This window comes from Pseudomonas sp. B5(2017) (assembly GCF_002112825.1).
In the GTDB taxonomy this organism is placed as follows: Bacteria; Pseudomonadota; Gammaproteobacteria; order Pseudomonadales; family Pseudomonadaceae; genus Aquipseudomonas; species Aquipseudomonas putida_Z.
Genome location: NZ_NEIR01000015.1, coordinates 75,613 through 88,704, shown reverse-complemented (window position 1 = coordinate 88,704; position 13,092 = coordinate 75,613). Strand labels below are relative to the sequence as shown.

Annotated in this window: 10 protein-coding genes; 7 read left to right on the top strand and 3 right to left on the bottom strand. The window is 64.7% G+C overall.

Features of this window, described 5'->3' with window-relative positions; all coding sequences use genetic code 11:
* Positions 1-2: 2 nt before the first annotated feature.
* Positions 3-788: a TenA family transcriptional regulator gene (locus CAG00_RS21945; RefSeq protein WP_075044056.1), complete on the top strand. Its 786-nt coding sequence runs from the start codon at positions 3-5 to the stop codon at positions 786-788.
* A 126-nt stretch (positions 789-914) separates the two neighbouring features.
* Here the strand turns inward: CAG00_RS21945 and CAG00_RS21940 are convergent, their stop codons facing one another.
* From CAG00_RS21940 to ubiG, 3 genes are all read right to left on the bottom strand, one after another.
* Positions 915-1,655, bottom strand: coding sequence for a YciK family oxidoreductase (locus CAG00_RS21940; RefSeq protein ID WP_025338096.1), 741 nt, complete (start codon positions 1,653-1,655; stop codon positions 915-917).
* Positions 1,656-1,807: 152 nt separating this feature from the next.
* A complete protein-coding gene (gene mupP, locus CAG00_RS21935; RefSeq protein ID WP_085617670.1) occupies positions 1,808-2,479 on the bottom strand; it encodes an N-acetylmuramic acid 6-phosphate phosphatase MupP in 672 nt (223 codons plus the stop codon).
* A 2-nt stretch (positions 2,480-2,481) separates the two neighbouring features.
* Positions 2,482-3,180 (bottom strand): bifunctional 2-polyprenyl-6-hydroxyphenol methylase/3-demethylubiquinol 3-O-methyltransferase UbiG, encoded by a 699-nt coding sequence (gene ubiG, locus CAG00_RS21930; RefSeq protein WP_025338098.1) that lies wholly within the window; start codon positions 3,178-3,180, stop codon positions 2,482-2,484.
* A gap of 111 nt (positions 3,181-3,291) precedes the next feature.
* On the opposite strand from ubiG, the gene mtnA reads away from it, so the two are divergent.
* The 6 genes from mtnA (at position 3,292) to cmk (ending at position 13,052) form a co-directional block, all read left to right on the top strand.
* Positions 3,292-4,368, top strand: coding sequence for an S-methyl-5-thioribose-1-phosphate isomerase (mtnA, locus tag CAG00_RS21925; protein WP_085665329.1), 1,077 nt, complete (start codon positions 3,292-3,294; stop codon positions 4,366-4,368).
* A 366-nt stretch (positions 4,369-4,734) separates the two neighbouring features.
* Positions 4,735-7,500, top strand: coding sequence for a DNA gyrase subunit A (gyrA, locus tag CAG00_RS21920; RefSeq protein WP_085665328.1), 2,766 nt, complete (start codon positions 4,735-4,737; stop codon positions 7,498-7,500).
* A gap of 270 nt (positions 7,501-7,770) precedes the next feature.
* Entirely contained in the window at positions 7,771-8,856 is a 1,086-nt protein-coding gene (gene serC, locus CAG00_RS21915; protein ID WP_025338101.1) for a 3-phosphoserine/phosphohydroxythreonine transaminase, read from the top strand.
* Entirely contained in the window at positions 8,856-9,950 is a 1,095-nt protein-coding gene (pheA, locus tag CAG00_RS21910; RefSeq protein WP_025338102.1) for a prephenate dehydratase, read from the top strand. Before serC ends, pheA begins: the two co-directional genes overlap by 1 nt.
* 211 nt (positions 9,951-10,161) lie before the next feature.
* A complete protein-coding gene (locus CAG00_RS21905; protein ID WP_238067670.1) occupies positions 10,162-12,369 on the top strand; it encodes a bifunctional prephenate dehydrogenase/3-phosphoshikimate 1-carboxyvinyltransferase in 2,208 nt (735 codons plus the stop codon).
* Complete coding sequence (gene cmk / locus CAG00_RS21900) at positions 12,366-13,052, top strand: (d)CMP kinase (protein WP_085589994.1); 687 nt, start codon at positions 12,366-12,368, stop codon at positions 13,050-13,052. Before CAG00_RS21905 ends, cmk begins: the two co-directional genes overlap by 4 nt.
* Positions 13,053-13,092 lie beyond the last annotated feature (40 nt).

Sequence of the window (13,092 nt, the reverse complement as noted above, 5' to 3'; positions counted from 1 at the left end):
AAGTGATTGACGCATTCGTTCGTATCGGGCCTTTGATGGATCCCGCCAGCTACCCCCAATGGGCCCAGCAACTGATTGAAGACTGCCGCGAGAGCAAGCGCCGGGTAGTCGAGCATGAGTTCTACGCGCGCCTGCGCGATGGCCAGTTGAAGCAATCGACCATTCGCCAGTACCTGATCGGTGGCTGGCCGGTGGTGGAGCAGTTTTCGCTCTACATGGCTCACAACCTGACCAAGACCCGCTATGGCCGTCACCAGGGCGAAGACATGGCGCGGCGCTGGCTGATGCGCAACATCCGTGTCGAGCTCAACCACGCCGACTACTGGGTGAACTGGTGCCAGGCGCATGGCGTGCACCTGCACGAGCTGCAGGCCCAGGATGTGCCGCCAGAGCTGAACGGCCTGAATGACTGGTGCTGGCGCGTGTGCGCCACCGAGAACCTGGCCATTTCCATGGCGGCGACCAACTACGCCATCGAAGGTGCGACCGGTGAATGGTCGGCGGTGGTGTGCTCCACCGACACCTATGCGCTGGGCTTCCCGGAGGATCAGCGCAAGCGGGCGATGAAGTGGCTGAAGATGCATGCCCAGTATGACGACGCGCACCCGTGGGAGGCGCTGGAGATCATCTGCACCCTGGCCGGCGAGAACCCGACCCAGGGGCTGCGCAATGAACTGCGCAAGGCGATTTGCAAGAGTTATGACTGCATGTACCTGTTCCTGGAGCGGTGCATGCAGCTGGAAGGGCGCCAGCAGGGGCGCATGCGCCCGGTGTTGGCAGCGGGCTGATCGCTCTCCTGTCCCGGCCTCTTCGCGGGTAAACCCGCTCCCACAAGTACTGCGCTGCCCTCATGGGCGGTGAATAACCCTGTGGGAGCGGGTTCACCCGCGAAAGGGCCGGTACAGGCAAAAGCCTTACTGGGCGTTGAACGCCTGCCCATTCACCCCTTTGCTGTCCGGCCCCATCAGGTACAGGTACACCGGCATGATCTCTTCCGGCAGCGGGTTGTTCTGCGGGTTCTCGCTGGGGTAGGCCTGTGCCCGCATCGCCGTGCGCGTGGCACCCGGGTTGATGCTGTTGGAGCGCACCGGTGCCACCCCTTCCAGTTCATCGGCCAGGGTTTGCATCAGGCCCTCGGTGGCGAACTTGGACACGCCATAGGCGCCCCAGTAGGCCCGGCCCTTGCGCCCGACGCTGCTGCTGGTGAACACCACCGAAGCGTCTTCCGACAGCTTCAGCAGCGGCAGCAGGGTGCTGGTGAGCATGAAGGTTGCATCGACGTTGATGTGCATCACGCGCATGAAGTTGTCACCCGACAGCTGCTCCAGCGGCGTGCGCGGGCCGATGATCGAAGCGTTGTTCAGCAGGCCGTCGAGGCGACCGAACTGGTCTTCGATCATCACCGCCAGTTCGTCGTACTGGTGGGGCAGGGCGGTTTCCAGGTTGAACGGGATCACCACCGGTTGCGGGTGCCCGGCGGCTTCGATCTGGTCGTAGACCTCGTTCAGGTTGGCCTCGGTCTTGCCCAGCAGCAGCACGGTGGCGCCCAGCGCAGCGTAGGCCTTGGCGGCAGCGGCGCCGATGCCGCGGCCGGCACCGGTAACCAGGATGACCCGGCCTTGCAGCAGGTCGGGGCGGGCGGTGTAGTCGAACATGGTAGGTCCTTCGAGTTCGTTGGCGCGGCACCGTCCCCTGTGGGAGCGGGTTTACCCGCGAATGCGTACTATCAGACGCCGGTGTCGCCTGGGCTGGCGCATTCGCGGGTGAACCCGCTCCCACAGGGGCTGTGCTGCGGTCTAGACGGGGTTCAGCAGCCGCACAGCGCGCTGTCGATCACTTTGCGCAGTTCCAGCGGGTGGTCCACCACCACATCGGCGCCCCAGTTGTTGGGGTTGTCCTCTGGATGAATATAGCCGTAGCGCACCGCCGCCGTGCGGGTGCCGGCGTCGCGGCCAGACTCGATGTCGCGCAGGTCGTCGCCGACGAACAGCACGCTGGCCGGGTCCAGGCCGAGGGTCTTGCAGGCGAGGATCAGCGGCTCGGGGTCGGGCTTGCTGTTCTTGACATGGTCCGGGCAGATCAGCAGCGCCGAACGCTCGGCCAGGCCCAGTTGCTGCATGATCGGCTCGGCGAAGCGCACCGGCTTGTTGGTGACCACGCCCCACAGCAGGTTGCCTTTCTCGATGTCGGCCAGCAGCTCGGCCATGCCGTCGAACAGCTTGCTGTGCACCGCGCAGTCGCGCTGGTAGCGCTCGAGGAACTCCAGGCGCAGGGCCTCGAAGCCTTCGGCATCCGGGCTCATGGCGAAGGTCGCGGCGACCATCGCCCGGGCGCCGCCCGAGATCACGTCGCGGATCAGCTTGTCATCGACGGCCGGCAGGCCGCGCTCGGCGAGCATGGCCTGGCAGATGGCGATGAAGTCCGGCGCCGTGTCGAGCAAGGTGCCGTCCATGTCGAAGAGTACTGCTTGCAAACGCATGCTTATTCCTCGCGCAGGGTCTGGATCATGTAGTTGACGTCGACGTCGCTACTGAGCTTGTAGTGCTTGGTCAGCGGGTTGTAGGTCAGGCCGATGATGTCCTTCACCTGCAGGCCGGCAACGCGGCTCCAGGCGCCCAGCTCGGACGGGCGGATGAACTTCTTGAAGTCGTGGGTGCCGCGCGGCAGCATCTTCAGGATGTACTCGGCGCCGACGATGGCCAGCAGGTAGGCCTTGGGGTTGCGGTTGATGGTGGAGAAGAACACCTGGCCGCCAGGCTTGACCATGCGGTAGCAGGCGCGGATGACCGAAGACGGGTCGGGCACGTGCTCGAGCATTTCCAGGCAGGTGACCACGTCGAACTGTTCAGGCATCTCCTCGGCCAGGGCTTCGGCGGTGATCTGCCGGTATTCCACCTGCACGCCCGACTCCAGCTGGTGCAGCTGGGCCACGGCCAGTGGCGCTTCGCCCATGTCGATGCCGGTGACCGTGGCGCCGCGCAGGGCCATCGCCTCGCTGAGGATGCCGCCGCCGCAACCCACGTCCAGCACTTTCTTGCCGGCGAGGCTGGCGCGCTCGTCGATCCAGTTGACGCGCAGCGGGTTGATTTCGTGCAGCGGCTTGAACTCGCTTTCGCGGTCCCACCAGCGGTGGGCCAGCGCTTCGAACTTGGCGATTTCGGCGCGGTCGACGTTGCTCATTAGAACAGTCCTCTGAAACTTCGCAAAATTGCGCCGGAGTATACCCGAGCGCTCGGCCCCGAGGGTCGCTATAATCGCCGGCTTTTGATATCCGAACGACGGGGAGAGGCGATGCGCGAGCGACTTTTGGCGGCGGAGAAGGTGACCGGGATCCGCTGGCAGGGCGGCGTCTTGCACCTGCTCGACCAGCGCCTGCTGCCGTCGGAAGAGCGCTGGCTGGCCTGCGACAATGTCGCGCAGGTGGCGGCGGCGATCCGCGACATGGCCGTGCGCGGCGCCTCGGCCATCGGCATTGCCGCAGCCTATGGCCTGGTGCTGGCCCTGGAAGAGCGACTGGCCGAGGGTGGCGACTGGGAAATGGACCTGGAAGAAGACTTCCTTGTCCTGGCTGAAGCGCGCCCTACCGCCGCCAACCTGTTCTGGGCGCTGAACCGCATGCGTGAGCGCCTGCAGCGCCTGCGTCCGGACGAAGGCGTGCTGGCGGCGCTGGAGGCCGAAGCGGTGGCCATCCACGAAAGCGACCGCGAAGCCAACCTGACCATGGCCCAGCACGGTATCGAGCTGATCCGCCGCCACCAGGGCAACGCCCAGGCCCTGCTCACCTACGGCAATGCCGGCGCCCTGGCCTGTGGAGGTTTCGGCACCGCGCTGGGGGTGATCCGCGCTGGTTACCTGGAGGGCATGGTCGAGCGGGTGTATGCCGGCGAGACCCGCCCCTGGCTGCATGGTTCGCGCCTGACTGCCTGGGAGCTGGCCAACGAGGGCATTCCAGTGACCCTGTGCGCCGACTCGGCGCTGGCCCACCTGATGAAGAGCAAGGGCATCACCTGGGTGGTGGTGGGTGCGGACTGCATCGCCGCCAACGGCGACGTGGCCAGCAAGATCGGCACCTACCAGCTGGCGGTCAGCGCCATGCACCACGGCGTACGTTTCATGGTGGTGGCGCCGAGCACCAGCATCGACCTGAACCTGGCCACGGGCGAGGACATCCCGCTGGAAGAGCGCGCTGCCGACGAGTTGCTGGACATTGGCGGCACCCGCGTGGCGCCGGATGTCGAGGTGTTCAACCCGGTGTTCGACGTGACCCCGGCCGACTTGATCGACGTGATCGTGACCGAGCGCGGCATCGTCGAGCGGCCGGATGCCGCCAAACTGGCACAATTGATCTGCCGCAAGCGCCTGCATTGATATTCGTGGCGCCTATGCCGGCCTCTTCGCGGGTAAACCCGCTCCCACAGGGATAGCACAAGGCCTGAGGGCGGTGGTGTACCTGTGGGAGCGGGTTTACCCGCGAAGAGGCCGGCACAGGCTATAAAAAATCCAGATTCAACCTCGTGTGAGGCCACCTGCCACATCTCCCCACCGCCCCTGCCTTTGTGATAACATCCGGCAGTTTCCAAGACCGCCCACCACGGCGGCCTTCATTGCGCAGATCCATGGCACAACTCATTGATTTGTCGTAAGTCGTCGCACCCTTATGCGCTGCGGCGGCGAGCTTCGTTCGGCCCTTGATGGAGCTGCGAAGTTTCACCAGAAAAAGGAATCAGGCTTCTCATGGGCGAACTGGCCAAAGAAATCCTCCCGGTCAATATCGAAGACGAACTGAGACAGTCTTACCTCGACTACGCGATGAGCGTGATTGTCGGGCGAGCGCTGCCCGATGCGCGTGACGGCTTGAAGCCCGTGCATCGTCGCGTTCTCTATGCGATGAGCGAACTGGGCAACGACTGGAACAAGCCGTACAAGAAATCCGCCCGTGTGGTCGGTGACGTGATCGGTAAGTACCACCCGCACGGCGACACTGCGGTCTACGACACCATCGTGCGTATGGCCCAGCCGTTCTCGCTGCGCTACCTGCTGGTCGACGGCCAGGGCAACTTCGGTTCGGTGGACGGCGACAACGCCGCAGCCATGCGATACACCGAAGTGCGCATGGCCAAGCTGGCCCACGAGCTGCTGGCCGACCTGCACAAGGAGACCGTCGACTGGGTGCCCAACTACGACGGCACCGAGCAGATCCCGGCAGTCATGCCGACCCGTATTCCCAACCTGCTGGTCAACGGCTCCAGCGGTATCGCCGTGGGCATGGCGACCAACATCCCGCCGCACAACCTCGGCGAGGTCATCGATGGCTGCCTGGCACTCATCGACAACCCCGACGTCACCATCGATGAGCTGATGCAGCACATCCCTGGCCCGGACTTCCCGACTGCCGGCCTGATCAACGGCCGCCAGGGCATCATCGAGGCCTATCGTACCGGTCGTGGTCGCATCTACATGCGTGCCCGCTCCGAGATCGAAGACATCGACAAGGTCGGTGGCCGCCAGCAGATCGTGGTTACCGAGCTGCCGTACCAGCTGAACAAGGCTCGCCTGATCGAGAAGATCGCCGAGCTGGTCAAAGAGAAGAAGATCGAAGGCATCACCGAGCTGCGCGACGAATCCGACAAGGACGGCATGCGCATCGTCATCGAGCTGCGTCGCGGCGAGGTGCCGGAGGTGGTGCTCAACAACCTCTACCAGCAAACCCAGCTGCAGAGCGTATTCGGCATCAACGTGGTGGCCCTGGTCGACGGCCGTCCGCGCCTGCTCAACCTCAAGGACCTGCTCGAAGCGTTCGTGCGTCACCGCCGTGAAGTGGTGACCCGCCGTACCGTGTTCGAGCTGCGCAAGGCCCGCGAACGCGGCCATATCCTCGAAGGCCAGGCGGTCGCGCTGTCCAACATCGATCCGGTCATCGCCCTGATCAAGGCCTCGCCGACCCCGTCCGAAGCCAAGGAAGCCCTGATCTCCACTGCCTGGGAATCCAGTGCCGTGCAGGTCATGGTCGAGCGCGCCGGCGCCGACTCCTGCCGCCCCGAGGACCTGCCGGAGCAGTACGGCCTGCGTGAAGGCAAGTACTACCTGTCGCCGGAACAGGCCCAGGCCATTCTCGACCTGCGCCTGCACCGCCTGACCGGCCTGGAGCACGAGAAGCTGCTGGCCGAGTACCAGGAAATCCTCGAGCAGATCGGCGAGCTGATCCGCATCCTCAGCAGCGCCGAGCGCCTGATGGAAGTGATCCGCGAAGAGCTGGAAGCCATCCGCGCCGAATATGGCGATGCCCGCCGTACCGAAATCCTCGATGCGCGCCACGACCTCAACTACGGCGACATGATCCCGGAAGAAGAGCGCGTGGTGACCATCTCCCACGGCGGCTACGCCAAGACCCAGCCGCTGTCCGCCTACCAGGCCCAGCGCCGTGGCGGCAAAGGCAAGTCGGCTACCGGGGTGAAGGACGAGGACTACGTCGAGCACCTGCTGGTTGCCAACAGCCATGCCACCCTGCTGCTGTTCTCCAGCAAGGGCAAGGTGTACTGGCTGAAGACCTACGACATCCCTGAAGCGTCCCGCGCCGCCCGCGGCCGCCCGCTGGTCAACCTGTTGCCGCTGGAGGAAGGTGAGCGCATCACCGCCATGCTGCAGATCGACCTCGAGGCCCTGCAGCAGAACGCTGACGCCGACGAAGATCTGGAGGACGCGGAAGACACCGTGCTCGAAGGCGAAGTGGTCGAGGCCGAGGAAGTGGACGAGGAAGACGGCGACACCCCTGAGTGGGTGGCCGAGCCGACCGGCGCCTACATCTTCATGGCCACCGCTTCGGGTACCGTGAAGAAGACCCCGCTGGTGCAGTTCGCCCGTCCGCGCTCCAACGGCCTGATCGCCCTGAAGCTGAAGGAAGGTGACACCCTGATCGCCGCGGCCATCACCGACGGTGCCAAGGAAGTCATGATGTTCTCCGACGCCGGCAAGGTGATCCGCTTCGCTGAAAGCGTGGTGCGCGAGATGGGTCGTAACGCCCGTGGCGTGCGCGGCATGAAGCTGGGCAAGGGCCAGCAGATCATCTCCATGCTGATCCCGGAATCCGGCGCGCAGATCCTCACCGCCTCCGAGCGTGGCTTCGGCAAGCGCACACCGCTGTCCAAGTTCCCGCGTCGCGGCCGTGGTGGCCAGGGCGTGATCGCCATGGGCACCAAGGGGCGCAACGGCCTGCTGATCGGCGCCATCCAGGTGCAGGAAGGCGAAGAGATCATGCTGATCTCCGACCAGGGCACGCTGGTGCGTACCCGCGTTGGCGAAGTGTCCAGCCTGGGTCGTAACACCCAGGGCGTGACCTTGATCAAGCTGGCTACCGACGAGACACTGGTGGGCCTGGAGCGCATCCAGGAGCCTTCCGAGGACGAACTCGATGATGTGATCGAGACGGACGAAGAGGGCGTCGAGGCTGAAGCGCCAGACAACGAAGAAGCTGCTGGTGCCGAAGAGGCCCCGCAGGAGTAAGCAAGCGTAAAACCCGAACGGGGCGACCAAGGTCGCCCCGTTTGACTGATTACAGCAGGCAATACTGAACCTCCCTTTGGTGGGGCGAGCTTTTTGTAGGAGCGGCCTTGTGTCGCGAAAGGGCTGCACAGCAGCCCCAGGATTTCAGCGGCGCTGCAAAAAGCTGGGGGCCGCTTTGCGGCCCTATCGCGACACAAGGCCGCTCCTACAAAGAGCAGTGAGTGGCCTGCAAGAAACGATTTTGTACCATTTGGCAGAGCGAGAGTGGATGTGAGCAAACGAGCCTTTAACTTCTGCGCAGGCCCTGCCGCGCTTCCTGACGCTGTTCTGCAGCGCGCCCAGGCCGAGATGCTGGATTGGCGTGGCAAGGGCTTGTCGGTGATGGAAATGAGCCATCGCAGCGACGATTACGTGGCCATCGCCGAAAAGGCCGAGCAGGACCTGCGTGACCTGCTGTCCGTCCCCTCCAACTACAAGGTGCTGTTCCTGCAGGGCGGCGCCAGCCAGCAGTTCGCCGAAATCCCGCTGAACCTGCTGCCGGAAAACGGCACCGCCGACTACATCGAAACCGGCATCTGGTCGAAAAAGGCCATCGAGGAAGGGCGCCGCTTCGGCAACGTCAACGTCGCCGCCAGCGCCAAGCCCTACGATTACCTGGCCATCCCGGGCCAGAACGAGTGGAAGCTGACCAAGAACGCTGCCTACGTGCACTATGCGTCCAACGAGACCATCGGTGGCCTGCAGTTCGACTGGGTGCCGGAAACCGGTGACGTACCGCTGGTGGTCGACATGTCGTCCGACATTCTCTCGCGCCCGATCGACGTGTCGCAGTACGGCCTGATCTACGCCGGCGCGCAGAAGAACATCGGCCCGAGCGGCCTGGTAGTGGTGATCGTGCGCGAAGACCTGCTGGGCCGCGCCCGCAGCAGCTGCCCGACCATGCTCGACTACAAGGTCTCGGCCGACAACGGCTCGATGTACAACACCCCGGCCACCTACTCCTGGTACCTCTCGGGCCTGGTGTTCGAATGGCTGAAAGAGCAGGGTGGCGTCGATGCCATGGAGCAGCGCAACCGTGCCAAGAAAGACCGCCTGTACGGTTTCATCGACAGCAGCGAGTTCTACACCAACCCGATCAGCCACAATGCCCGTTCGTGGATGAACGTGCCGTTCCGCCTGGCTGACGAGCGCCTGGACAAGGCCTTCCTCGCCGGCGCCGATGCCCGTGGCCTGCTCAACCTCAAGGGCCACCGTTCGGTAGGCGGCATGCGCGCCTCCATCTACAACGCCCTGGGTCTTGAAGCAGTCGAAGCCCTGGTGGCCTACATGACCGAATTCGAGAAGGAGCACGGCTGATGTCCGAGCACGAACTGAAGGCGCTGCGCGTTCGCATCGACAGCCTCGACGAGAAGATCCTCGAGCTGATCAGCGAGCGCGCCCGTTGCGCCCAGGAAGTGGCCAAGGTCAAGACCGCCTCGTTGGCGGAAGGCGAAAAGCCGGTGTTCTACCGCCCCGAGCGTGAAGCAGCCGTGCTCAAGCGCGTGATGGAGCGCAACAAGGGCCCGCTGGACAACGAAGAGATGGCGCGGCTGTTCCGCGAAATCATGTCGTCGTGCCTGGCCCTGGAAGAGCCGCTGAAAATCGCCTACCTCGGCCCTGAAGGCACCTTCACCCAGGCCGCGGCCATGAAGCACTTCGGCCACGCGGTGATCAGCCGGCCGATGGCGGCCATCGACGAAGTGTTCCGCGAAGTGGCGGCCGGTGCCGTCAACTTCGGCGTGGTACCGGTGGAAAACTCCACCGAAGGCGCGGTCAGCCACACCCTGGACAGCTTCCTCGAGCACGACATGGTGATTTGCGGCGAGGTCGAGCTGCGCATCCACCACCACCTGCTGGTGGGCGAGAACACCAAGACCGACAGCATCACCCGCATCTACTCCCACGCCCAGTCGCTGGCCCAGTGCCGCAAGTGGCTGGACGCGCACTACCCGAACGTGGAGCGCGTGGCCGTGTCGAGCAATGCCGAGGCGGCCAAGCGGGTCAAGGGCGAGTGGAACTCGGCGGCGATCGCCGGCGACATGGCGGCCAACCTGTACGGTTTGACCCGCCTGGCCGAAAAGATCGAAGACCGCCCGGACAACTCCACGCGCTTCCTGATGATCGGCAGCCAGGAAGTGCCGCCGACCGGCGACGACAAGACCTCGATCATCGTTTCGATGAGCAACAAGCCGGGTGCCTTGCACGAGCTGCTGGTACCGTTCCACCAGAACGGCATCGACCTGACTCGCATCGAGACCCGCCCATCGCGCAGCGGCAAGTGGACCTACGTGTTCTTCATCGACTTCGTCGGCCACCACCGCGACCCGCTGATCAAGGCGGTGCTCGAGCAGATCAGCCAGGAGGCTGTGGCGCTGAAGGTGCTGGGTTCGTATCCGAAGGCGGTGCTTTGATTTGAGATGGTTGGGGCCGCTTCGCGCCCCGTCGCGACACAAGGCCGCTCCTACAGGTATTGTGCAGGCCTCGAAACTGTACTGGCCCCTGTAGGAGCGGCCTTGTGTCGCGATGGGCTGCAAGGCAGCCCCAATGGCCCTCACAGGCTGTCTAGATTTCTGAACAGGGTTCGCACCAGTGGTAAATGCAGCAAAAACCAAACCCGCACCAATCATCAACCGCCTGGTCGTGGTCGGCCTCGGCCTGATCGGTGGCTCGTTCGCCAAGGGCCTGCGTGAAAGCGGCCTGTGCCGCGAAGTGGTCGGTGTCGACCTGGACGCGCCCTCGCGCAAGCAGGCCGTGGCCCTGGGCGTGGTCGACCGCTGCGAAGAAGACCTCGCTGCAGCCTGTGTCGGTGCCGATGTCATCCAGCTGGCCGTGCCGATCCTGGCCATGGAAAAACTGCTGGCCCGCCTGGCCCAGCTCGACCTTGGCGATGCTGTCATCACCGACGTCGGCAGCGCCAAGGGCAACGTAGTGCGCGCCGCGCGGGAAGTGTTTGGGGGGCGCCTGCCGCGCTTCGTCCCCGGCCACCCCATCGCCGGCTCCGAGCAGAGCGGGGTAGAGGCCTCCAACGCCACCCTGTTCCGTCGGCACAAGGTCATCCTCACGCCGCTGGCCGAAACCGACCCGGCCGCCCTGGCCCTGGTCGACCGCCTGTGGCGCGAGCTGGGCGCCGATGTGGAGCACATGTCGGTCGAACGCCACGACGAAGTGCTTGCCGCCACCAGCCACCTGCCGCATCTGCTGGCCTTCGGCCTGGTCGATTCACTGGCCAAGCGCAATGAAAACCTCGAAATCTTCCGGTACGCTGCGGGAGGCTTCCGCGATTTCACGAGAATCGCCGGCAGCGACCCGACCATGTGGCACGACATCTTTCTCGCCAACCGCGACGCTGTCCTGCGCACGCTTGATACATATCGCAGCGATCTCGACGCCTTGCGCGACGCGATCGCTGAAGGGGACGGGCACCAGCTGCTGGGTGTATTCACCCGCGCACGCGTTGCCCGCGAGCATTTCAGTAAAATCCTGGCCCGCCGGGCCTATGTGGACGCTATGAACGCCAACGATCTGATTTTCCTGGCCCAACCGGGTGGCCGCCTGTCAGGGCGAATCCGCGTACCGGGCGACAAGTCGATTTCCCACCGCTCGATCATGCTCGGCTCGCTGGCCGAAGGCACCACCGAGGTCGAAGGCTTCCTCGAGGGTGAGGACGCGCTGGCGACCCTGCAGGCATTCCGTGACATGGGTGTGGTCATCGAAGGCCCGAACCACGGTCGCGTGACCATTCACGGTGTCGGCCTGCACGGCCTCAAGCCACCACCCGGGCCGCTGTATGTGGGCAACTCGGGTACCTCGATGCGCCTGCTTTCGGGCCTGCTGGCCGGCCAGCCGTTCGACGTGACCATGACCGGCGACGCTTCGCTGTCCAAGCGCCCTATGAACCGTGTGGCCAACCCGCTGCGCGAAATGGGTGCCGTGGTCGAGACCGGCCCTGAGGGCCGCCCGCCGCTGACCATCCGCGGTGGCCACAAGCTCAAGGCGCTGACCTACACGCTGCCGATGGCCAGTGCCCAGGTCAAATCCTGCCTGCTGCTGGCCGGCCTGTACGCCGAAGGCAAGACCACCGTCACCGAGCCTGCGCCAACCCGTGACCACACCGAGCGCATGCTGCGCGGCTTCGGCTACAGCGTCGACAGCAACGGCCCGGTGGCCTCGCTGCAGTCCGGCGGCAAGCTCACTGCCACCCGTATCGAAGTGCCGGCCGACATTTCCTCGGCGGCGTTCTTCCTGGTGGCGGCGTCCATCGCCGAAGGCTCCGAACTGGTGCTGGAGCACGTTGGCATCAACCCGACCCGTACCGGCGTGATCGACATCCTGCGCCTGATGGGCGGCGACATCACCCTGGAAAACCAGCGTGAAGTCGGCGGCGAGCCGGTGGCCGACCTGCGTGTGCGTGGTGCCAAGCTGAAGGGTATCGACATCCCTGAAGAGCTGGTGCCACTGGCCATCGACGAGTTCCCGGTGTTGTTCGTCGCCGCTGCCTGTGCCGAAGGGCGTACCGTGCTGCGTGGTGCCGAAGAGCTGCGTGTGAAGGAATCCGACCGTATCCAGGTCATGGCCGACGGCCTGATCACCCTGGGCATCAAGTGCGAGCCGACCCCGGACGGCATCATCATCGACGGCGGCCAGTTGGGTGGCGGCGAAGTGCATGGCCACGGTGACCACCGTATCGCCATGGCCTTCAGCGTTGCCTCGCTGCGCGCCAGCGCACCGATCCGCATCCACGATTGCGCCAACGTCGCCACCTCGTTCCCCAACTTCCTGGCGCTGTGCGCCGAAGTGGGCATCCGCGTGGCGGAAGAGGGCAAGTCGTGAGTGCCCTGGCGCCAGTCATCACCATCGACGGGCCAAGCGGTTCGGGCAAGGGTACGGTCGCCGGGCTGCTGGCCCGCGAGCTGGGCTGGAAGTTGCTGGACTCTGGCGCGCTGTACCGTCTGCTGGCGTTCAACGCCAGCAACCACGGCGTCGACCTGACCAACGAAGAGTTGCTGACCAAGCTTGCCGCCCATCTGGATGTGCAGTTCATCGCCGCCGAGCCCGGTAAGCTGCAACAGATCATCCTCGAGGGCGAGGACGTCAGCAACGTCATCCGCACCGAAACCGTCGGCGCCGGTGCCTCGATGGTTGCTTCGCTGCCGGCCGTGCGTGATGCGCTGCTGGTGCGCCAGCGCGAATTCCGCGAGGCGCCGGGCCTGATCGCCGACGGTCGCGACATGGGCACCGTGGTGTTCCCGGACGCGCCGTTGAAAGTCTTCCTCACCGCCAGCGCGGAGGAGCGGGCGCGTCGCCGCTACCTGCAGTTGAAGGGCAAGGGTGAAGATGTTAGTCTGTCGAGTCTGCTGGATGAGATTCGTGCGCGTGATGAGCGCGACACCCAACGTGCAGTGGCCCCGCTGAAGCCAGCGGTCGATGCCATTCAGTTGGACTCTACCGAGTTGTCCATCGAGCAGGTGTTGCAACGTATCAGGAGCGAGATCGCACTGCGCGACCTTCTCTGATAGCCAGGAAAGCAGGCAGGGGCACCAGTCAACGTCCTGC